We start from the raw sequence: 23,200 nt of genomic DNA on the forward strand, positions 1-23,200 counted from the left end.
ATCGCCTTGCTCAGAACTTATATTCCAGGCCCAACGACCCGGTATAGCCCTCAATTCCCTTGCTGAAGGTATGTGAGTACTGACCTTCAGCATAGACGCGCAGATTCTTATCCACGTTGGCGCTGACGCCTGCGCCAGCCTGCCACTGTGCTTTATGAACTTCTGGCTTCAGCCGCTCTGAATTCATCATGACGCCCGGCGTTGCGCCAATTTGCTGCACCATATCTGCTTTCACATAAGGCTGCGCACGCGCTCCGTCATAGAACAGACGCATTCCGCCGCGAGCCTGGCCAATAAAGAAGTTCTGATCGTTCAGCTTCACGTCTGCGGATTCGGTCTGACTGACGTTCATATATTGCACCATGAGCTGCGCCTGCGGCTCAATTTTGACGCGGCCTGAGAGCGTATAAGGCTTGCCCACTTCTCCGGAAACCACCAGACCATAACTGTCCAGCTTCGCCGATGAGTCGCTGTGCAGACGATTGCTGTAGCGGGTAAGCTGCGCCACGGTATCAACATAGGTGCCGTCATCATGCAGTGCCGTGAAGTAGCCGCCCACGCCGTAAGCGGTGGTGTATGCATGCCCGGTATTCACCGACAACCCTGCTCGCGCGCGACGTGCGTAGTCCTGATTGGCGCTGTTCTGACGTCCCAGGGTAATCATCGGGCCTGCTTTTGCCTGCCAGCCGTTGCTGAGTGTCTGATTGTAAACGTCACCGCCCAACTGGATGTATGAGCTGTTAACGTTATAACCAAATCGATCGGCACCGAAGCTGTCATGACGTCCATAAACGCGTCCCCAGGCAGCCTGACCGTCGCGGTAAGCGCCCATACGCTGGTGGTAAGCACCCACTGACATAAAGCCATACGCCGCATTCAGATACGGCGTCATCAGATAGCCTGCCGTCTCCGCACGGTAAGTTTTAGGCGTATCGGGCTTATTACCCTGGTCGTTACCGCCGTTGTTGCCGCCGTTGTTACCATCGTTGTTGCCGCCATTATTGTCCGGCTTGTTCTGGTTATCATCCGGATTGCTGTCATCAATCGGTGGCGTAACCGCCTCTTCTCCCGGCTCAACGGCGGCGTAAGAAGCCTGAAGATACCAGTCGTTATTACCCACTTTATTCAGGTAATACTCATAATTTCCCGCAACGGCACGGCCCGCCTGGGTAAAGGTGGCCCCCTGCGTGTCGCCGTCAACCTGGATAACCTTAATACCGGCATCGGTTTGTACGCCTGCGCCATCCGTGTTAGTGAAGGTAACGTTGTAGCTACCTTCTGCCTTGCCTTTGACGTGTACCTTATCTGAAGGCGAGTCATCGCCTCCAAGGTGAGTATTAAGGGTAAAGTTACCGTTTCCGCTCAGGTCGCCGTCTACGGTCAGGGTGCGATAATCCCCGCCGCGTTTAAACATAACGTGACCATTCTGCTTCAGCGTTTTCACGTTTGAGTCTGCACTCATCAGCCATACGCTGCTGTCATCCAGCGCCAGGCTGTTAACGTTCTGCGTTGCGCCATGCAGTTCGGAACCGTCGGCTAACGATAAATCAATGCGGTTTTCATAGCTGTCGGTTACCACATCGCCCAACAGCCTGACCTGTCCCGCCGCCGTTGTCGTAATATTTGCATACACCGGAGCAACGTCAGGGTTGTCATCAATGATCGCGCTTGCCCTGATAGCTTCGCCGTTACCACCGGAAACCGTGGTCTTATTCTTCAGCGTAAGCTGAAAACCATTTGTTCCACCTGCCAGGATCGCCGTCGAATTGGCGCTGGTCAGCGCAACGTTATCCAGCGTCGCCTGCGGCTGTGGCTCATTAGCCGGGCTTGGCATGATGACATACAGCCCTTCAGCCTGTTCGGCGGTGATGATGCTGTTGCTGACGTTGAGCGCGCCGCCGTAGGTTATCCGCATGCCATGCGCATTGACCCCCTCGGTGCGAAGATCCACACCGTCAGCATTAACGGTTGAATTATGCATCGCAAACAGCCCTACGCTGTTGTCCCCGCGGGTGTGAATAACGCTTTCTCTGGCCGTGGTTTCACCGCCAAGTGCGGCAACAACGGCATGACTGCTTATGCCTGACGTGGTAATGGTCAGGCCTTCGCCCTCGACGCTGCCATGCGAGTAGAGACCATATGCGTAATCGCCGGTGGTTGAGAGCTCGCTATCTTTTACGATTGCCGTGCCGAGCAGAGCAGCAACGGCGGTGGCGTTGTCGCCCTGTGTAGCAATACGGGTGTTCGTCGCGGTCAGCAGGGCCTGATCCGACATGACAATCAGTGCGTCCGCCTCATCCCCTGTGGTGGTATAGGAGCCGCCATCAATCAGTACTGTACCTTCGTCCTGGTTAACGTCAACGGCATGACTGACCGAATTAACATCCACATTGTTCAGCGTCAGTACGCCGTTCATTACTCTCACCCCAACGTCGGCAGCGTTAATGCTGCTGTCGGTAAGGGTGACGCTTGAAATATCAGTGGTATTACTGCCTTTATCTAAACGGATGGCGGCGGCGGCGGTCGCTGCCGAGGTAATGACCACGTTTTTGCCTTCAAACGTACTGTTGAGGATATACAGACTGTGCCGCGCACCCGCGTTGCCTAAGGCTATTTTTGCATTGTCCACTTTTGCAACCGTACCGTCTTCCAGTCGGATGCCAAAGTTACCTGCATCGCCGCTGGTGATGCCAATATCGTTCGCGGTCAGCGTGCCGCCCGACAGATTGATTGCCACGCTGTTAATGCCGCTGAGCGCGACCTGCGCGTTATTCAGCGTGATGTTTGAATTTTGAGTAGCCAGAATGCCATTGTTATTCCCCCCGGCAGTACCGACCAGCCCGCCGTTCATTTCCAGCGTGCCGTCCGTGACTTTTATGCCATTGGATGAGGCTTTTTGCGCATAAAGTGAGGAGCGATTAAGTTGCAGCGTGCCTTTATCTGTCACCTGTGCAACGTCGGTGGCGTCGGCGGCGCTGGTAAAAACGGTCCCGAGATCGGTTATCAACAGGCTGTTTTCACCGTTGACCCGTAGCGGAACGTCATCTTGCGTGGTGGTGGTGTAGTTGTCATCTGCGGTAACGACCGCGCCGTTTTCCGCCACCCAGGCGGACGAAGAAGCTGCTGAGACATAAAACGGGAATAACGCCAGCGTTATTATATTAAGTGAGAAGAATTTTTTATTAATAAACATGAGACATTCCTTTGTATAGCGGCCCGGACAAAGACACAGGTATCAATCCTGCATTGGGCCCTCAATAGTCATTCATTGAGATCTGTATTAATGGCAACACCAGTAGAAGCGTCAGCATAAAATAATTAGCACGCAATCAATTTAAAATAAATACGAACAAATGTTACATCTAAAAGTAAAATAAGTAAAACAGCTCGCCAGAGTAAATCGCGTTCGATTTCATTAGTTATGGTAATAAAGGCTTTCGTTTAACCTTATCTTTTCGGTTAAAGCCAGGTTTTTCAACACCTGCAAAGAAGAAAGAATACGTTAAATAACTGTTTCTTTTAAAATAAAAACGCCCTTGTGATGTACAACGGCGATGAAAAACAAAGAAATCCTGTTTTATAAGATTCAACTACGCTAATAACGAATAAAAAGCACCCAAAAATAACAAAAAATTAAATTCAGGCTGGCGTTGAAATAAAACCATCTTCACACTGACGCAACATTATAATGCCTTTTGCTCTGATCCCAGGTTGTATCACATATTACTGGAATCCATAAGCGTGACGGTTGACAGAAAGATTAAATAATTAATGTAATAATTCGCTTTATAATGATGACCCAATCCTGTAATGGGTAAAAATAAGGTGGCCGTGCGCGCCGGATGGCGCACAGCGTTGGCGATCGCCGGCGCAATCCGCTGTCGCAGCGGTTAAAGAAGCTGTGCCTGTGGTGATGCTACCGGCGCTGACGCCGCGAAGGCATCATGCGCAGCAGCGTATTGTCCTTAAACAGATAGTGGTGCGCCAGCGCGGCGGCGGTATGTAAACCAATCAGCCAGTACCCCAGCGGAGCCAGCAGTTTATGCCACTGGTTAAAACGTTTGGAAAGGGTGTGATCCGCAGCGTCGGCATAAGGCATCGCCACGCCGTACAGGCTCCACTCCGCCCCCCAAAAATAGCGCGAGAGAATGGCGCTGGCAGGCAGGGCGATAAAAAGCGCATACAGGCAGGTATGCGTAAGATGCGCCATGCCGGTATGCCAGCGCTTCGGTACCGGCACGATAGCGGGAGTGCGTTTAATCAGCCGCAGAAAAAGCCGCAGCAGCATCAGGCAAAACACGGTCGCGCCGGCGGTAATATGGGTAATGGCGACCGCATAGCCCTGCCATGATGGCCCGTCCGGCACCCACGGCCGGATTTGCACCGTGCCATAGGCGAGGACAAGCAGGAGTAGCGTCAGCCAGTGCAGGAAAATTTGTGAAGCGGCGTAGTTGTTCATGTCTCAATGCGGGCCTTTACAGAAGGTAAAATATAACAATTCTCATTACTCTACTCTGTATCATTTATTAACTTCTGGATAATCCTTTTTCTGCGCTAATGAGCGATATAAAAGCAAGCCGGTAAACAGAGGTCGCTCAAATCGCCTGCGCGCAGGCCCAGGCCGAGCTCCAGGCCCACTGAAAGTTGTAGCCCCCGAGCCAGCCGGTAACGTCGATCACCTCGCCGATGAAGTACAGGCCCGGCACGTCGCGGGCCTCCATCGTTTTTGATGACAGCAGCGTGGTATCCACGCCGCCAAGCGTCACTTCGGCGGTGCGATAGCCTTCCGTGCCGTTCGGCTGCACGCGCCACTGGTGCAACGCGGAGGCCAGCGCTTCCTGTTGACGGCTGTTAAGTTGCCTGAGCGAACATTCCGGCACGATACCCAGCAGTTGCAGACACTCCACCAGACGGCGCGGCAGCACCTTCGCCAGCGTATTTTTCAGGCTCTGATTCGGGTGCGCCTCACGCTCTTCATTCATAAGCTGATGAAGATCGCACGCCGGCGACAGATCGACCGTGATGAATTCGCCCGGCTGCCAGTAGCTGGAAAGCTGAAGCACCGCCGGGCCGGAGAGCCCGCGGTGAGTAAACAGCAGCGCTTCTTTAAATACCGTGCCATTTTCGGCGGTCAGAACGGCGGGTACCGCCACGCCAGAGAGGGTTTGTAACTGCGCCAGCAGCGGCTTGTGCAGCGTGAACGGCACCAGGCCCGCGCGGGTGGGATAAACGTTCAGGCCAAACTGCTCCGCGATTTTATAGCCAAACGGCGATGCGCCCAGCCCCGGCATCGACAATCCGCCGGTAGCGATCACCAGCTTCTCCGCCCGCACGGTTGCGCCGTTCAGCGCCAGCGTATAGCCACCTTCATCACGCTCAACGCTCAGCACCTCGCTGCGCAGGCGCAGAGTCACCTGCCCCGCCTCGCACTCCTTCAGCAGCAGATCGACAATCTGCTGCGCGGTGTCGTCGCAGAACAGCTGGCCGAGCGTTTTTTCGTGCCAGGCGATGCCGTGTCGATTCACCAGATCGATAAAATCCCATTGGGTGTAGCGCGCCAGCGCGGATTTACAAAAGTGAGGATTGTGGGAAAGGTAGGCCGACGGCTCGGTATAGAGGTTGGTGAAATTACAGCGTCCGCCGCCGGACATCAATATTTTGCGCCCGGCCTTTTTACCGTTATCAAGCAGCAGTACGCGCCTGCCGCGCTGCCCGGCCTGCGCAGCGCAGAACAGCCCGGCTGCCCCGGCACCGATGATAATAACGTCAAACTTTTCCACGCGCGTTTGCCCACCTGCTTAAAAGACGGTGATTGTAGAGAGTTGCCTGGATCGATGCCAGCGTCACCGGCCTGTCATCCCAGAAACATTTATTAACCGGATGATTTTTCGACATATTGTGTTGCCTGCGTTTGATAGCTGACATAAATCTGTCAAAAAAGACTATATTTTGCTTTCCCCTGGCGCAGTTTCTCGCGGATAATGCGCCGCGTTCATGTCCTTCAAAAATATGGCGTAACGCTTATGCTACATCTGTTTGCTGGTCTTGATTATCATACCGGCCTGTTACTTGTTCTTGCGCTGCTGTTCGTTCTGTTTTATGAGGCCATCAACGGCTTTCACGATACGGCAAATGCAGTGGCTACGGTTATCTATACCCGCGCGATGCGCTCGCAGTTGGCAGTCGTCATGGCGGGGGTATTCAATTTCTTTGGTGTGCTGTTAGGCGGGCTGAGCGTTGCGTACGCGATTGTCCATCTGCTTCCCACCGATCTCCTGTTAAACGTCGGTTCCGCTCATGGACTGGCCATGGTCTTTTCCATGCTGCTGGCCGCGATTATCTGGAACCTCGGCACCTGGTATTTTGGTCTGCCTGCCTCCAGTTCACACACGCTTATCGGTGCCATCATTGGTATCGGCCTGACCAACGCGCTACTGACCGGCACCTCGGTGGTAGAAGCGCTGAATATCCCAAAAATGATCGGCATCTTTCTGTCGCTGGTGATTTCACCCATTGTCGGCCTGATCATCGCAGGCGGGCTGGTATTCATCCTGCGTCGCTACTGGAGCGGCAGCAAAAAACGCCGCCGTATCCATATGACGCCAGCCGAACGTGAAAAAATCGACGGCAAGAAAAAACCGCCGTTCTGGACGCGGATCGCCCTGATCGTTTCTGCCATCGGCGTCAGCTATTCTCACGGTGCCAACGACGGCCAGAAAGGCATCGGCCTGATTATGCTGGTGCTGATTGGCGTGGCGCCTGCGGGCTTTGTGGTCAATATGAACGCCTCCGGTTATGACATCACCCGCACGCGCGATGCGGTCAATCATCTGGGACAGTTCTATCAGCAGAAGCCGGAAACGCTGACACACATTGTGCAGATGGCGCCGCCTGCGGTGCCCACGCCGGAAGAGAACCGGGACGGCCCGAAGGAGTTTCACTGCAACGCGTCTCGCGCGCTGCCCGCTATTGAGCGTGCGCAGGGTCTGCTGAACAATCTGCAAAGCTATGATGCGCTCAGCCTCGATCAGCGCGCGCAGCTTCGCCGTCTGCTGATGTGTATCTCTGATACGGCGGACAAAGCGGCCAAGCTGCCGGAAACCAATGGCGAAGATCGTCGTTTCCTCAGTCAGCTTAAGGGCGATTTGCTGAATACCGTCGAGTACGCGCCGGTGTGGATCATCATTGCCGTGGCGATGGCACTGGCGCTCGGCACCATGGTCGGCTGGCGTCGTGTTGCCACCACCATCGGCGAGAAGATTGGTAAGAAAGGCATGACCTACGCGCAGGGCATGGCGGCGCAGATGACGGCGGCGGTTTCAATCGGTGTCGCCAGCTATACCGGCATGCCTGTGTCAACCACGCACGTGCTCTCTTCCTCGGTGGCGGGCACCATGCTGGTTGACGGTGGTGGCGTGCAGGGCAAGACCATCAAGAATATTCTGCTGGCCTGGGTGCTCACCCTGCCCGTTTCAATTGTGCTGTCCGGCTGTCTTTACTGGGTGGCGCTGAAGTTCGTCTGAGCGGTATGAGAGCAGAAAAGGGTGGGCATGTTGCCCACCCTTTTTTTCGTTCAGTGCCAGATGATCAGGCCAATCAGGCTGATAACCACTAACCCGCACAGCGCGCTGGTCAGCAAAAACTGGCCGCGCACCCGCTCGCAGCGGCGGATAAACTCATCATCATGATGATCAAGGTAGCGCTGCGTCCAGATATAGCGCACCAGCCGCACCTGCTTGCTGGGCTGACCGTGCGAGGTAAAAAACCCGGCGCCGTCGACGTACTGATAAAGCAACGGATCGCAGCCGCGAAGCACCACCAGCAGCGCACGCAGAGAAGAAAAATAGCGAGCCATATTAATTACACAAACGAAGCAAAGAGCCCAGAAAAGCGCGATGGTGCTGATCATCATCTCCTCCCGACTTAGCATCAGTGAATAAGCTGCGCAGGCAGGCTTCACGATGGATCGTCAACCACAGAATTAGCGATTTTTTATTATCACAGCGGCGCGAGCACCCCGGCCCGTCATTAATAGTGTAGGAGATCTGATTAAAAGTTTTCCAGCGCAGTTTACTTATCCGGACGGAAAAATTTTCATTATGACGCCCTTTGTAAACCGCGCGTTATGGCACAGATTCTGTTAACAATTCGGTCTATACTTAAAAGCGATCAATAATAAAGGCGGCGGCGAGCGCTGATTCGCTTACCCCTCACGCGAAATCCACATCGTGTTCACAGGATTTCAGGACTTTAAGACGCATACCTTGACGGTTGTTACCAGGCCGCATCGCATGAAAGGAGTATCGTTATGTCTTACAAACACATTCTGATTGCCGTAGACCTTTCACCAGAAAGCAAGCTGCTGGTGGAAAAAGCGGTATCCATGGCGCGTCCTTACGATGCCAAAATCTCGCTGATCCACGTTGATGTGAATTATTCCGATCTCTACACCGGCTTGATTGATGTCAACCTTGGCGACATGCAAAAACGCATATCTGAAGAAACCCATTCCGCGCTTACCGAACTGTCTCACGGCGCTGGCTATCCCATCTCTGAAACGCTGAGCGGCAGCGGTGATCTGGGCCAGGTGCTGGTGGATGCGATTAAGAAGTACAACGTGGATTTAGTGGTGTGTGGTCATCATCAGGATTTCTGGAGCAAGCTGATGTCATCGGCGCGCCAGCTCATCAACACCGTACATATTGACATGCTGATTGTGCCGCTGCGCGATGAGGACGAAGACGAGTAAAATAAACGGGCGGCAGGCTCGCCCGTTTACTCATCAGCCCAGCGGTGGATAGATATCAAAGCGATGGCTTTTGGTGACGATCGCTGAGGTTGTCGCGATACCTGCCAGCGGCGGCGCATAGTCGGGCCGCTTCACCACCACGCGTTTTTTCGCCAGCCGCCGGGCGGGTTCCAGCAGGCCGTCCGCGTCGTCATCAGCCCCCACCAGCGACTGAAACACCCGCATCTCCTTCTTCACCAACGCGCTTTTTTGCCGGTGCGGATACATAGGATCGAGATACACCACGTCTGGCCTGTCATCGATCGCCGCCAGCGCTGCCAGGCTGGAAGCATGGATCAGCGTCAGCCGTGCCCGCAGCCAGCCGCCGATCTCCGGATGCCGGTAGCCGCGTTGCAGCCCGTCATCCAACAGCGCGGCAACCACCGGATGGCGCTCAAACATCCTAACCTCACAGCCCAGCGCGGCCAGCACGAAGGCGTCGCGCCCGAGGCCCGCCGTGGCATCGATCACCGTAGGCAGATAGCCGCTCTTGATGCCTGCCGCCTTCGCCACCGCCTCGCCGCGCCCGCCGCCGAAACGGCGTCGGTGATCCATCGCGCCGCTGGTGAAATCCACCCGGATGCCGCCCAGCTTTGGCTCATCGCGCTTACGCAGTTCCAGATGCTCGCCGGTCATGACCAGCGCCATCAACGCGTTGTCATCCTGCTGAAGCTGCCAGCGCGCTGCTAAAACAGATAAGGCGCCGTCTCCGGCGCCCGATTCATCGACTAAACAGATGTTCACTTACTGTTCCTGAATACCATAATGCTCAAGCATGGCATCCAGCTGCGGCTCGCGTCCACGGAAGCGCTTGAACAGCTCCATCGGCTCTTCCGAGCCGCCACGGGTCAGAATATTATCAAGGAATGACTGGCCCGTTTCGCGGTTAAAGATCCCTTCCTCTTTGAAGCGCGAGTAGGCATCTGCTGCCAGCACATCGGCCCACAGATAGCTGTAGTATCCTGCCGCGTAACCGCCGGCGAAAATGTGGCTGAAGGCATGCGGAAAGCGGCCCCATGCCGGGCTTGGTACCACTGCAACGCGTTTCTTAATCTCCCGCAGCATCTCCAGAATCTGCGCGCCTTTCGCCGGATCGAATTCTGCATGGAGGCGGAAATCGAAGAGGCCGAACTCAAGCTGGCGCAGAATAAACAGCGCCGCCTGATAGTTTTTCGCCGCCAGCATCTTATCGAGCAGCGCCTGCGGCAGCGGTTCGCCGGTTTCATAATGGCCGGAAATGAACGCCAGCGCGTCCGGCTCCCAGCACCAGTTCTCCATAAACTGGCTTGGCAGCTCTACCGCATCCCACGGCACGCCGCTGATACCGGCCACGCCGGGGGTTTCGACGCGGGTCAGCATATGATGCAGTCCGTGGCCAAATTCGTGGAACAGCGTGGTCACTTCGTCATGCGTAAACAGCGCAGGCTTGCCGCTGACCGGACGGTTAAAGTTACAGGTTAAATAGGCAACCGGCTTCTGTAACGTGCCGTCGGCGAGGCGCATCTGCCCAACGCAGTCGTCCATCCAGGCGCCGCCACGTTTGTTTTCACGCGCGTAGAGATCCAGATAGAAGCTGCCGCGCAGCTCGCCGCTTTCGTCGAAGAGGTCAAAGAAACGGACGTCGTCATGCCATACATCCACGTCTTTACGCTCCTTAGCGGTGATGCCGTAAATACGTTTAACCACCTCAAACAGGCCGTTAACCGCGCGCTCTTCCGGGAAGTACGGACGAAGCTGCTCGTCGCTGATGGTGTACAGATGCTGCTTCTGTTTTTCGCCGTAGTACGTCAGATCCCACGGGTTCAGCTCATCAATGCCATGCTCTTTCTTCGCAAAGGCACGCAGTTGCTCAAGCTCTTTTTCGGCCTGCGGACGCGCGCGCTTCGCCAGATCGTTCAGGAAATCAGTGACCTGCGCCGGGTTCTCCGCCATTTTAGTGGCTAACGATTTTTCAGCGAACGAGCTGAAGCCCAAAAGCTGAGCCAGCTCGTGGCGCAGCGCCAGTTCCTCCTCCATCACCTTGCTGTTATCCCATTTGCCCGCGTTTGGCCCCTGGTCGGAGGCGCGGGTGGAATAGGCGCGGTACATCTCTTCGCGCAGCGCGGCGTGGTCGCAATAGGTCATGACCGGCAGGTAGCTGGGGATATCCAGCGTCAGCAGCCAGCCCTGCTGTTCTTTGGCTTCGGCCTGCGCTTTGGCCGCTGCCAGTGCGCTTTCCGGCATCCCGGCAAGCTCGGATTCATCGGTAATCAGTTTGCTCCAGCCCATCGTCGCATCAAGCACGTTGTTGCTGTAGGTCGAGCCCAGTTCGGAGAGGCGCGCGGCGATTTCGCCATAGCGTTTCTGCTTCTCTTTCGACAGGCCGATACCGGATAGCTCAAAATCACGCAGCGCATTGTCCACCGCTTTCTTCTGCGGGGCATCCAGCTGCGCGTAGCTGTTCTCTTTCAGATTGCGGTACGCCTGATAAAGCCCTTCGTGCTGGCCAACCCAGGTACTGTATTCAGAGAGCAGCGGCAGCGTTTGCTCATAGGCCTCGCGCAGTTCCGGGCTGTTTTTAACCGAATTCAGGTGGCTTACCGGTGAAAAAAGGCGGCCAAGACGATCGTCAACTTCAGCCAGCGGCTGAACCAGGTTTTCCCAGGTATAAGGTGCGCCCTGAGCCACCACCTTCTCCACTTCCGCACGGCACGCCGCCAGCGCCTCGGTCACGGCGGGAACGATGTGTTCGGGTTTAATGGCGGAGAAAGGAGGAAGAGTGAAACGGGAAAGTAGCGGATTGGTCATAGCGCGGTCCTTGTTGTCATGATCGGTAAGTGAGGCGCAGTTGAATGCGCAATCACATTAACATGAGGCTAAGCGCGCTGAAAATCAATGCCGCGCCCTACGACAAAGAACCGTTTGCCTGGCAGAGAAGCAAATAGCATACTTGCCCCGCCATGCCGTAATGGCAGTATCCAAATCCACAGGGAGCCTGTTTATGTGGTACTTATTTGCCGCCTCATTGCTTTTTTTACCCTTTAACCTGCGCGTGTCGTTATCGCTGCTGGCGGTGACGTTGGCGATGGCAATCTGGGATCATACCCTCCAGCCGCTCGCCATCATTGCGCTTCTGATAACCGGTGCGGTTGCCGTTTACTGCTCGAAGGCGCGCGGCCAGTCGGTTTTCTCTCTGCCCGGCGAAATCGTCCTCGTTGTCGGTGCCATCACGCTGATGCTGCATCTGGTGCCGGGCTTTAATAATCAGCTGATTGTTTCCGGCGTTAAGGCCGGCCCTGAGAGCGCGCCTTTCACCTTCTATTACAATTTTGACAAGGCGATGATCCCCTTTCTGCTGCTGGGCTGTATGCCCACGCTGCTGAAAAGGCCCGGCGTGCCGCCCGCTAACCGACTGTGGTGGTTGGTATTGCTGATGTCGATGCCGGTGCTGCTGCTCATCGCTACGGTGATCGGCGGTCTGGATGTGGAGCTTCACTGGCCCGCCTGGCTCGGTTCGTTCGCGCTGGCTAATCTGTTCTTCGTTTCGCTGGCCGAGGAAGCGCTGTTTCGCGGCTATATTCAACAGCGGCTGAGTCAGTGGATTGGCAACGTATGGGGACTGCTGCTGGCCGCGCTGCTGTTTGGTCTGGCGCACCTTTCCGGCGGCGTGCTGCTTGTTATTTTCGCCAGCATGGCGGGCGTGATTTATGGCCTGGCCTGGCTGTGGAGCGGCCGTTTATGGGTGGCCACGCTGGCGCACTTCGCCTTTAACATGCTGCATCTGCTGTTCTTTACCTATCCGGTATTGCAACGCCTGCCTGGTTAGCGCATTTTTGCCGCTATAAAGGTATACTGCCTGCAACCTGTGCCGCTGCGGCGGCACGATTGCCTTTTCCCACCGGACAGATCTCACTACATGCTCAGTTATCGCCACAGTTTTCACGCCGGCAATCATGCCGACGTCCTCAAACATACCGTACTAAGCCTGATCGTCAGCGCGCTGAATGAGAAGGAAAAACCCTGGTTTTACCTTGATACCCACGCGGGAGCCGGGCGCTATCAGCTCAGTGGCGAACATGCCGAGCGCACGGGCGAGTATCTGGAAGGTATCGCCCGTATCTGGCAGCAGGACGACCTGCCGGCAGAGCTGGAGAGCTACATCAGCTGCGTGAGTGCGCTGAACCCCAACGGCAAGCTGCGCTTCTATCCGGGATCGCCGCTCATCGCCCGCCATCTGATGCGCCCGCAGGATAAGCTGCATCTGACCGAGCTGCACCCCAGCGACTATCCGCTACTGCGCAATGAATTTCTGAAAGACGACCGCGCGCGCACCGAACGCAGCGACGGCTATCAGCAACTGAAGTCAAAGCTGCCGCCGCCGTCGCGGCGTGGCCTGGTGCTGATCGACCCGCCCTATGAAATCAAGTCGGATTATCAGGCGGTGGTGGACGGCATCAAAGAGGGGCACAAACGCTTCGGCACCGGCACCTACGCGCTCTGGTATCCGGTGGTGATGCGCCAGCAAATCAAACGGCTGTTTGCCGGGCTGGAAGCCAGCGGTATTCGCCGCATTATGCAGACAGAGCTGGCGGTGCTGCCGGACAGCGATCGACGCGGCATGACCGCCTCCGGCATGGTGGTGGTGAATCCGCCATGGAAGCTCGAAGAGCAGATGAATACCGTGCTGCCGTGGCTGCACAAAAAGCTGGTGCCAGGCGGAACGGGCCATGCCAGAGTCAGTTGGATCGTGCCCGAGTAGGCCCGCTTTACAGCGGAAAAACCGCAAAGTCGTGCGCCATCTCAGTATTAGGGAAAATCGCCCGACACTCCGCCAGCAGGCGCGCCGTGTCTTCGCGCAGATACCGTGAGCTGAGATGGGTGACAATCAGTTTTTTGGCGCCCGCCTCTTTTGCCATTGTCGCGGCCTGCACCGTTGAAGAGTGGCCGCGACTGTTAGCCTTCTCCGCCATGGCGGCTTCCAACGTCGCCTCATGCACCACCACGTCGGCGTTGGCTGCTACTTCCCGCGCGGCGGCTGTCGGGCTGGTGTCGCCAAAAATTGCCAGCGTCAGTCCCGGCGTTGAGGGGCCAAGGTAATCCCGACCGTTCACCACCTGCCCGTCCTCCATGGTCACCGTCCTGCCCCGCTTTAGTTGCTGAAACAGTTTGCCCGGCCGGATGCCATCCGCCAGCAGGCGATCGGCGTCCAGCGCGCCGGGCCGCGCATGCTCTTCAATACGAAAGCCGTAGCATTCGACCGGATGCGTCAGCGGCCAGGCCGTCACGCGAAAATGCTCGTCGTTCAGGATCTCGCCCGCGCTAATTTCCACGATGTCCAGCGGAAAGGTCAGCCAGGAGCCGCTCAGGCTCAGGGTGGTTTCCACAAAGGTTTTGATGCCCTTTGGCCCGTAAAGCGTGATGCCTTCGCTGATACCGTTCATCGAGCGACTGGTCAGCAGCCCCGGCAGACCAAAAATATGATCGCCGTGCAGATGGGTGATGAAAATCTTCTCAATTTTGCCGATTTTCACCGGTGAGCGCATAATCTGATGCTGCGTGGCTTCGCCACAGTCAAACAGCCAGCAGCCGCTGCGGACGCCCTCAAGGCTGAGCGCAATGCTGGTCACGTTGCGCTGACGGCCTGGCGTACCCGCGCCGGTACCTAAGAATTGAAGTTCCATGCGATCCCTTATTGCCTCTGACAGACGGAGCGGCATTTTGGCCACCGTAAACGTGGATTATCGCTCAGGCAGGCGCGCCGCTCCTATCACAATCATAGACGCAAACTTTGCGGCAATCCGCCGAGTAGCGTTACACTCTATGCCAATTTACTTCACTGGATCAGGGAACCCTCTCGATGACCAAACATTATGATTATCTTGCCATCGGTGGCGGCAGCGGCGGCATTGCTTCAATCAACCGCGCTGCTATGTATGGACAAAAATGCGCGCTGATCGAAGCCAAAGAGCTGGGCGGCACCTGTGTAAACGTGGGTTGCGTACCGAAAAAAGTGATGTGGCATGCGGCGCAGATCGCCGAAGCGATCCACCAGTACGGCCCGGATTACGGCTTCGATACCACGGTAAACCGCTTCGACTGGAGCACGCTGGTTAAAAATCGCAGCGCCTATATCGATCGTATTCACACCTCGTACGATAACGTGCTGGGTAAAAACAATGTTGATGTGATTAAAGGCTACGCACGCTTTGTTGATGCGCACACCGTTGAGGTTAACGGCGAGAAAATTACCGCCGATCATATTCTGATCGCCACCGGCGGTCGCCCTACGCTGCCGTCCATTCCCGGCGCCGAATACGGCATTAACTCTGACGGTTTTTTTGAACTGGACGCGCTGCCAAAACGTACAGCGGTTGTCGGTGCAGGCTATATCGCCGTAGAAATCGCAGGCGTGCTTAACGCGCTGGGATCGGAAACACATCTGTTTGTGCGTAAGCACGCGCCGCTGCGCACCTTCGATCCGCTGATTGTTGATACGCTGGTTGAGGTACTGAATGCCGAAGGCCCGACGCTGCATACCCACTCTGTCCCTCAGGAAATCGTAAAAAACGGTGACGGCAGCCTGACGCTGAAGCTGGAAAACGGCAAAGAACAGACGGTTGACTGCCTGGTATGGGCAATTGGCCGCGAGCCGGAAACGGACAACCTGAACCTTAACGTGACCGGCGTGAAGCTGACGGAAAAAGGCTACATTGACGTTGATAAGTACCAGAACACCAGCGTTGCCGGTATTTACGCGGTGGGCGACAACACCGGTGCCGTCGAGCTGACGCCGGTTGCGGTTGCGGCAGGACGTCGCCTCTCCGAACGCCTGTTCAACAACAAGCCGGAAGAGCATCTGGACTACAGCAACGTACCGACAGTTGTCTTCAGCCACCCGCCTGTCGGCACCGTGGGCCTGACCGAACCGCAGGCGCGCGAGCAGTATGGCGACGACGCGGTGAAAGTCTATAAATCGTCGTTTACGGCGATGTACACCGCCGTAACACAGCATCGCCAGCCGTGCCGGATGAAGCTGGTCTGCGTGGGCGAAGAAGAGAAAATCGTCGGCATCCATGGCATTGGTTACGGCATGGATGAAATGCTCCAGGGCTTTGCGGTCGCACTCAAAATGGGCGCCACCAAAAAAGACTTCGACAACACCGTCGCCATCCATCCCACCGGCGCGGAAGAGTTTGTCACCATGCGTTAACAATCCCGTGGTATAAAAAAGCCAGCCAGCGCTGGCTTTTTTTACGCCAGAAAGCGGTCGGAAAGCATCAAAACATAAATATTCCTGTCTTTTTAAAAAAAACGCGCCAGTTTTTTTCTGATTTTTCTTAAAAAATCGGCCGGGTAATTTGCCATAACCTGCGCTATTCGCCTGATGAATAAGGTAAAAAAATCGTTAGAAGAAAATTACCTTTGCCCGTGCAAATTCTTGTTAACCCGCTCATTTTCAAAGCATGCATTAACAGTACTTAAGTACAGCTTACGCTTTGCTTGGAGTTATTTATAATCACTCACGTTGAACCGGAAAAGATTGAACCCTTTGGGTCAGTCAGACGGGGCAACCAACACCAGGTAAAAAAATATTCCGGCCGCACGATACAAATATAAGTACCGGCGGCCGGTTTTCTTTATTTCATCATCCCTCTCTGTGCCTGTTCTCTTCATCGCAGTTGCATGCTGAAACGCTGTTCGCTTAAAATTATCTTCTCCGTACAGGGTGCGCTCAACTCCTCACTCAAAATAAGCCTCGCTCTGACGTTGTCGTTGCGGCAATATGCTTGCCGTTATAAACAGAATGAATACAGCAATAACGGGTGGAGACGGAAATCGGGAGACGCCGAAGACGACGCGAGTTTCCGGCTGAGCTGGCGGAATGAGAATAAATCAGTTTGGTGGCGCTTGCATGGGCAGTAGCGGTGAGCAAGTCCTCAGATTATTTTAGACAAATTTATAAATTTCCGCATTCAACATTTGAATCTTACCTGATGTGATACGCATCACAGACAGTCCAGATATATTTCATATTATAAATTTACTTAGCTACCAATAAAAAACTTACCATACCTATAGTAAAGAGCGCATTATGTCTTTTTTTGATTTTTCATTTTCACCGGTTTTCTTTTCGATAATGGCATACTTCACTTTTATAAAAGACAAAAGAAAAAAGAAAAAAAGGAAAGCGGAATATAAAATATGACATGTTAATTATGTCAATAACATCAATAGCAATCTGTTTTATTTATCCTTTTGTAAATCATTTACCCGACATACACTATACATATTTTAATAATTTTATCCTTTTTTGTTGGGCATCATCTGCACTATCCATGTCGGCAAATCTGGCCATATATTTTCTCTTTTACAGGCGTTCAACATGATAAAACGGAGTGACAAGGACATTACTTTCGTTGGCGGTGTGGGCGATCCACTTGCCGATCCTGACTCTGAGATAGTAAAGAGAATTATGTCAGGTGCAGCCTGGGGCGCGGCGTTCGGCGTTTATGGTGAATTACCAGGCATGGGCGCCGTTGCAGGCATAATGCAAATAGTTATTCAGGTGGCTGTATCGCCGATGCCAGTAAATGGCTCTGTTCCTGTGGGGCCCGCATGGAATGGAAGTAGATAAATGTTTTCGTAAACGTATTATTGTGCCTTATTCAGATAGCTAATATCTGGATAAGGCTTTTCAGAGTTTTCTTTGGCACATATATTTACTAAAAGGAACAAAAACGTTGTCGGCTGTGCCAGCATTATTACCGGCTGCAAAACAGAAGGAGCGGACAGTTCCCCCTGACAACTTCAGTGAGTAAATAACAGCGCGATGAGCTGCTGATAATGTTTTTCCTCTTCAGAACCTGAAGCCAGTTCGAGGCGCTGTAAAAGCTTTGAGCAAATTGCCTTACGGTTCAGGCTACAACCCGACTGCAATATCTCCACCACGATCTCTCCCAACGTCTCCTGCTGAACAGGCATCGCCGCCCTGGAGAAGTAGCGAGCTATAGCATTTGTTGAGGTTGAAACGCTTTCGTTATATTGCATGGGGAGCCTCACAGGATAAGTTATCGGATGGTCAATCTCTCTCATTAAAAGTTATACAAGTAATACAAACTTGTACAGATTTTTTTTCATTCTCCCTACGATGAACACCCTGAATAGCGCTAATGTATTATTTTATAGATAAATTTTCAGACTTGAAGGGCCTTGAGAGAAGAGAAGTAGCGAGCGGAATGGCATCAGGTTCGCGAAACCGGGCACCCCGGAGGCGCCCGTATTGACCACATTATTCTCTTTGCGTTGGCAGCCGAATAGCGCTTGCGGCATCACTTCCTTTTTCCTGACTGAGTTCTGCCATCATTCCATGATGCGTCTTATGACTATCGCGGCTGGACACGTTCACATAGCTGCGCAGCCAGTTCCTGGCCTGCACTATTTGTTCGGCCCGCAGTTCGCCTGACGCGTTTTCATGCATTATTTCTAACTGACGGATCAGCGTCGCAACGCAAATTTCCTCATTACGCAAAGCGAGGTTCATTGCCGCTTCACCAATGATTGAATGACTCATCATCTCGTTGTGAAATTGCATTTATTTACCTCTTTTTTAAAAAAAAAGAAAATTATTCTCTTTTCATAGCATATAGTTTAGCTCAAAAAGTAAACGCTGGTTCAGAATAAATAATCGTGGCGCTGGCAAGGTGCATTAACTGAAAAAAAATGAACCAACAGAAAAATTACCAACTTCCTGAATAAAACAATAAAAAAGCACATAAAAAAATTTGTCCTTCCTTATAAACGTTTTTCAGCATAATTATCAGCAGGCACTGAATAATTTTTCCTCCAACGCGTCAAAAGCGTTATTAACAGGCTGATTTTAGAGAAAGTTACCTGAATAACAGAAATGTAAAATGCATTAGTGAAGGTCAGTGAGCCATAAGTCTCGCACCCGCATTTTCATTCGCTACTCTGTCATTCCACGCTCGCCGGATGATGCGGTTCGCCGCGTCTCGCTTCAGCGCCCATCCACTCGCAAATAATGGTCTATGATTGTTCTTCGAGCGTCTTCTCCCGGCTCATTTCTATGTCAAAAGAGGCAATTGATGCAGTCCAAATCATTTCTTAAAAGTTGGGGTGCTGAGTTCATCGCCACCGACACCGTCCGCTTCCGTCTCTGGGCGCCAGGCCATGAGACGATGAACCTCCGGCTTTCCGGCGAAGACAAAGCAATGAAATCCGACGGCGATGGCTGGTTCGGGTTGGTGGCAGAAGGCGTTTCACCCGGCGCGGAATACAATTTTGTGCTCGCCGACGGCACGATCGTGCCGGATCCGGCGTCACGCGCGCAGAAAGCGGACGTCAATGGCCCTTCTCTGGTCATCGATCCTGCCCACTACCGCTGGCGCAACACCGCATGGAAAGGCCGCCCGTGGACTGAAACAGTGGTTTATGAGATGCACTTCGGCACCTTTACGCCGGAAGGCACTTTCCGCGCCGCTATCGAAAAACTGCCCCGCCTTGCCGAACTCGGCATCACTATGCTCGAAGTGCTGCCGCTTTCGCAGTTTGGCGGCAGCCGCGGCTGGGGCTACGACGGCGTACTGCTCTACGCGCCGCAAAGCAGCTACGGCACGCCGGAAGAGTTTAAAGCCTTTGTTGATGCCGCCCATGACCTGGGTCTGTCGGTGGTGCTGGACATCGTGCTTAACCACTTTGGCCCGGAGGGCAATTACCTGCCGCTGCTGGCGCCGGACTTCTTCCACAAAGAGCGCATGACGCCGTGGGGTGCCGGTATTGCCTATGACGTTGATGCCGCGCGTCGCTACATCGTTGAAGCGCCGCTCTACTGGCTACAGGAGTTCAACCTTGACGGCCTGCGCTTCGACGCCATCGATCAGATTGAAGATATTTCTGCTCAGCACGTGCTGATTGAGATTGCGCAGCGCATTCGCGCAGAGATCGCCGATCGCCCGATCCATCTGACCACGGAAGACAGCCGCAACGTCATTTTCCTGCATCCACGCGATGAAAACGGCGCCGCGCCGCTATTTACCGGCGAATGGAATGATGATTTTCATAATGCCATCCACGTTCTCGCTACCGGTGAAACCCATGCCTACTACAAAGACTTCGCCCACCAGCCGGAAAAACACGTCGCGCGCGTGCTGGCGGAAGGGTTCGCTTATCAGGGCGAGGTGTCGTCGCAGTCAGGCGAAAAGCGCGGCGTGAACAGCGCCGGACAGCCGCCGGTCGCCTTTGTTGATTTTATCCAGAACCACGATCAGGTGGGCAACCGTGCGCAGGGCGAAAGGCTGATTACGCTGGCAGGTGAGGAACGGACGAAAGTACTGCTGGCCGCGCTGCTCTGCTCGCCGCATATTCCGCTGCTGTTTATGGGCGAAGAGTACGGCGAAACTCATCCTTTCCTGTTCTTTACCGATTTCCACGGCGATCTGGCGAAAGCAGTACGTGAAGGGCGCGCGAAGGAGTTTGCCGGCCATGCCGGACACGAGGGCGAAAGCGTGCCCGATCCGAATGCAAAAACCACCTTTGAGATGTCGAAACTGGACTGGCGCAAGCCGGAAAGCGAAAGCGGCAAAGCCTGGCTGGCCTTCACCCGCGAGCTGCTGACGCTGCGCCGCGAGCGCATTGTACCGCTCCTCGCCACGGCGGGCGGCAACGCGGGCAACATCGTGCAAACGGCGGAAGGTTTTCTCGCCGTCAGCTGGACGTTCCCGCAGGGCACGCTCTCCCTGGCATTGAACGTGGGCGATAAAACGCAGCCGCTACCCGACCAGCCCGGTGAGATCCTTTTTGCCTTCCCACAGGAAGGCCGCGAGCTGTCAACGCATTCCATTATTGTCCGCCTTGCTTCAGGAGAGACAGCGTGAAGATCCCAACCGCCACGTATCGTATTCAGTTCCGCAACGGCATGACCTTTGACCGCGCCGCCGCGCTTGTGCCCTATATGAAGCGGCTTGGCATCAGTCACCTTTACGCCTCGCCCATCTTCACCGCCACGTCGGGTTCAACTCACGGCTACGACGTTACCGATGCTAACGAAATCGAACCGGCTATTGGCGGTCGCGAAGGCTTTGACCGCATGGTTAAGGCACTGAAAGCGGCCGGACTTGGCCTGATCCTCGATATCGTGCCAAACCATATGGCCGCCTCGCTGGAAAACCCCTGGTGGCGCGATGTGATTGAGCAGGGCGAAAGCAGCCGCTACGCGCGGCACTTTGACATCGACTGGTCGCGCCGCCTGACGCTGCCTTTTCTTGGCGATACATTTGAGCGCGTGCTGGAAAACGGCGACATCAGCGTGAAGCGTGATGCAAAGAGCGGCAAACCGGCACTGGCTTACTTTGAAAGCCACTATCCGCTGGTTGCCGAAAGCTGGCAGGGCCGCGAAGAGGCGGTGTTGAAACTTACTGATAAAGCCGCTCTTGCCGATCTGCACGAACGTCAGCCGTGGCGGCTGACGTCGTGGCGGGATGCGCGGCGCGACCTCTCCTATCGCCGCTTTTTTGAAATTACCGGGCTGGTGGGCGTACGCGTGGAGGACGACGCGGTGTTTGATGACAGCCACCGGCTGATCCTGGAACTGGTTCAAAGCGGCGCGGTGGACGGCCTGCGCATCGACCACGTGGACGGACTGGCCGATCCCAACGCGTATCTGACGCGTCTGCGCCAGCAGGCCGGGCCAGAATGCTACATCACGGTCGAGAAGATTTTGGGTGAAGGCGAACACCTGCCGGAAGCATGGCCGATTTCCGGCACCACCGGTTATGAATTTATCGCCTCGCTCTCCGACGCGCTGGTGGACGGCAAAAAAATTGCCGCGCTGCGCAGCGCCTGTGACCAGATCGTCGGCGCGCCGGTGGATATGGCCGCCGAACTGCGAAACGCCAAACTGCTGATGGCCGACAAAAACTTTGAAGGCGAATTTACCACCCTGCTGAAGCTGGCGGTGGCGATTGCGAACGCTGAACACGCGCCGCTGGATGAGAGCGCCGCCCGCGCCGCGCTGCGCGAGCTGCTGGTCGCCTTCCCGGTTTATCGCACCTACGGCACCGCTGAAGGGCTGCCTGCGGACAGCCATGAACGGCTGCAACAGGTGGTCGAAACGGTAAAACGCAGCGCGACCGCGCCCGATCCCGCCGCGCTCGATTTCCTTGTCCGTATTCTCACCGGAGACGTCGCTGCCGCTGAGAAGGCGGCCACCTTCCGCATCCGCTTCCAACAGCTCACCGGCCCGCTGATGGCGAAGTCCATCGAGGACACGCTGTTCTTCCGCCAGAACATGGCGCTGGCGCTGAACGAAGTGGGTGCCGAACCGCTGCCGCGCGATTTTTCGCTCGATCGCTTCCATGCGGAGATGGAGACGCGGCTGGCGCGCCAGCCGGATGCGCTGTCCGGCACCTCCAGCCATGATACCAAACGCGGCGAAGACGCCCGCGCACGCCTCTATACGCTTACCGAAGCGCCGGATTTGTGGCGCGAAAGCGTGGCGCGCTGGCGCGGGATCAACGCCGCGCACGTTCACGCGCTCGACGATGGCCCGGCGCCGGAACCGGCCGTGGAATGGCTGCTGTATCAGGCGCTGGCAGGCGTCTGGCCAACCACGCTTCAGCCGGATGATGACGCGGGCCTGAAGGCACTGGAAGAACGCTTTATCGGCTTTGTCGGGAAAGCGCTGCGTGAAGCGAAGCTGCGCACCAACTGGGGCGACAGCAACGATGCCTACGAGCAGGCGGTGCTCGGCTACGCGCGCCATCTGCTGGTGCCTTCCAGCGCGTTCCTGCGGGACTTTACCCAAACGCTCCAGCCATTTGTTCGCGCCGGCCTGGTGAACGGCGTGACGCAAACGGTGATCAAACTGACCGCGCCGGGCGTGCCGGATATTTATCAGGGCAGCGAAAGGCTGGATTTCAGTCTGGTCGATCCTGATAACCGACGCGAGCCTGACTTTGACGCGCTGCAACAGCTAGCGGAAAACAATCAGCCGCCCGCGTTCAGCGACGATGATGCCTGGTACAGCGGACGCGTGAAGCAACAGGTGATTGCTAACGTGCTCGCTTTACGCCAGCAGAAGCCGTCGCTGTTTGGCCGGGGCGACTATCTGCCGCTTCCTGCTACCGGCAAGCGGGCCGCGCATTATGTCGCCTTCGCCCGAACCGAAGGCGACGACGCGCTGATTGTGGTCGCACCGCGCCTTGCCTTCGATATTGAAGATGGCGGCCCGGCGGAGGCGGAGGTGGCGCTGCCCGCCACGCTGGCCAACCGTCGTTATCGCAACGTTTTCAGTGGAGAAGACGTCAGCCTGACCGACAGGGTGCATCCACAGGCTGACGATGGCAGATCGCCGGTTATTCTGCTTAGCCTTTGATTTAAAAGTTATAAAAAAAACACAAATCGCTGTTTTATCTGGAG

General features: G+C 55.2%; 16 protein-coding genes. 7 read left to right on the forward strand and 9 right to left on the reverse strand.

Annotation, left to right across the window (positions count from 1 at the left end):
• Window positions 1-10 precede the first annotated feature (10 nt).
• The 3 genes from FA91_RS17455 to FA91_RS17465 all read right to left on the reverse strand — a co-directional run bounded on the left by FA91_RS17455 (window position 11) and on the right by FA91_RS17465 (window position 5,780).
• Window positions 11-3,193, reverse strand: coding sequence for an autotransporter outer membrane beta-barrel domain-containing protein (locus tag FA91_RS17455; RefSeq protein WP_034917786.1), 3,183 nt, complete (start codon window positions 3,191-3,193; stop codon window positions 11-13).
• A gap of 723 nt (window positions 3,194-3,916) precedes the next feature.
• A complete protein-coding gene (gene cybB / locus FA91_RS17460) occupies window positions 3,917-4,459 on the reverse strand; it encodes a cytochrome b561 (protein WP_034917789.1) in 543 nt (180 codons plus the stop codon).
• Between the two features lie 136 nt (window positions 4,460-4,595).
• Window positions 4,596-5,780, reverse strand: a complete 1,185-nt coding sequence (locus tag FA91_RS17465; protein WP_034917792.1) for an NAD(P)/FAD-dependent oxidoreductase — start codon at window positions 5,778-5,780, stop codon at window positions 4,596-4,598.
• A gap of 243 nt (window positions 5,781-6,023) precedes the next feature.
• On the opposite strand from FA91_RS17465, the gene pitA reads away from it, so the two are divergent.
• Window positions 6,024-7,523, forward strand: coding sequence for an inorganic phosphate transporter PitA (gene pitA, locus FA91_RS17470; protein ID WP_156103098.1), 1,500 nt, complete (start codon window positions 6,024-6,026; stop codon window positions 7,521-7,523).
• Between the two features lie 50 nt (window positions 7,524-7,573).
• Here the strand turns inward: pitA and uspB are convergent, their stop codons facing one another.
• A complete protein-coding gene (gene uspB / locus FA91_RS17475) occupies window positions 7,574-7,909 on the reverse strand; it encodes a universal stress protein UspB (RefSeq protein WP_034917798.1) in 336 nt (111 codons plus the stop codon).
• Between the two features lie 399 nt (window positions 7,910-8,308).
• Here uspB and uspA point away from each other — a divergent pair, with 399 nt between their 5' ends.
• The gene (gene uspA, locus FA91_RS17480) at window positions 8,309-8,749 is read left to right on the forward strand and encodes a universal stress protein UspA (protein ID WP_034917801.1); all 441 of its coding nucleotides are present in this window, start codon (window positions 8,309-8,311) and stop codon (window positions 8,747-8,749) included.
• Window positions 8,750-8,782: 33 nt separating this feature from the next.
• Here the strand turns inward: uspA and rsmJ are convergent, their stop codons facing one another.
• Entirely contained in the window at window positions 8,783-9,532 is a 750-nt protein-coding gene (gene rsmJ / locus FA91_RS17485; RefSeq protein WP_034917805.1) for a 16S rRNA (guanine(1516)-N(2))-methyltransferase RsmJ, read from the reverse strand.
• A complete protein-coding gene (gene prlC / locus FA91_RS17490) occupies window positions 9,533-11,575 on the reverse strand; it encodes an oligopeptidase A (RefSeq protein ID WP_034917806.1) in 2,043 nt (680 codons plus the stop codon).
• A gap of 193 nt (window positions 11,576-11,768) precedes the next feature.
• Here prlC and FA91_RS17495 point away from each other — a divergent pair, with 193 nt between their 5' ends.
• Window positions 11,769-12,593: a CPBP family intramembrane glutamic endopeptidase gene (locus FA91_RS17495; protein ID WP_034917808.1), complete on the forward strand. Its 825-nt coding sequence runs from the start codon at window positions 11,769-11,771 to the stop codon at window positions 12,591-12,593.
• A gap of 90 nt (window positions 12,594-12,683) precedes the next feature.
• Window positions 12,684-13,526, forward strand: a complete 843-nt coding sequence (locus FA91_RS17500) for a 23S rRNA (adenine(2030)-N(6))-methyltransferase RlmJ (protein ID WP_034917811.1) — start codon at window positions 12,684-12,686, stop codon at window positions 13,524-13,526.
• Window positions 13,527-13,533: 7 nt separating this feature from the next.
• On the opposite strand, the gene rnz is transcribed toward FA91_RS17500, so the two are convergent.
• Window positions 13,534-14,448, reverse strand: coding sequence for a ribonuclease Z (rnz, locus tag FA91_RS17505; protein WP_034917813.1), 915 nt, complete (start codon window positions 14,446-14,448; stop codon window positions 13,534-13,536).
• A gap of 176 nt (window positions 14,449-14,624) precedes the next feature.
• Between rnz and gorA the strand changes: the two genes are divergently transcribed.
• Entirely contained in the window at window positions 14,625-15,977 is a 1,353-nt protein-coding gene (gorA, locus tag FA91_RS17510; RefSeq protein WP_034917814.1) for a glutathione-disulfide reductase, read from the forward strand.
• Between the two features lie 1,598 nt (window positions 15,978-17,575).
• Here gorA and ycgZ read toward each other — a convergent pair.
• Complete coding sequence (gene ycgZ, locus FA91_RS17520) at window positions 17,576-17,815, reverse strand: regulatory protein YcgZ (protein WP_034917819.1); 240 nt, start codon at window positions 17,813-17,815, stop codon at window positions 17,576-17,578.
• A 241-nt stretch (window positions 17,816-18,056) separates the two neighbouring features.
• Complete coding sequence (locus FA91_RS17525) at window positions 18,057-18,359, reverse strand: hypothetical protein (protein ID WP_051937269.1); 303 nt, start codon at window positions 18,357-18,359, stop codon at window positions 18,057-18,059.
• Between the two features lie 511 nt (window positions 18,360-18,870).
• Between FA91_RS17525 and treZ the strand changes: the two genes are divergently transcribed.
• Window positions 18,871-20,658, forward strand: coding sequence for a malto-oligosyltrehalose trehalohydrolase (treZ, locus tag FA91_RS17530; protein WP_034917820.1), 1,788 nt, complete (start codon window positions 18,871-18,873; stop codon window positions 20,656-20,658).
• Window positions 20,655-23,156, forward strand: coding sequence for a malto-oligosyltrehalose synthase (gene treY / locus FA91_RS17535; protein WP_034917822.1), 2,502 nt, complete (start codon window positions 20,655-20,657; stop codon window positions 23,154-23,156). The genes treZ and treY overlap by 4 nt, the downstream gene beginning before the upstream one ends.
• The last annotated feature ends 44 nt before the right edge of the window (window positions 23,157-23,200 follow it).

Source organism: Erwinia sp. 9145, from assembly GCF_000745075.1.
In the GTDB taxonomy this organism is placed as follows: domain Bacteria; phylum Pseudomonadota; class Gammaproteobacteria; order Enterobacterales; family Enterobacteriaceae; genus Erwinia; species Erwinia oleae.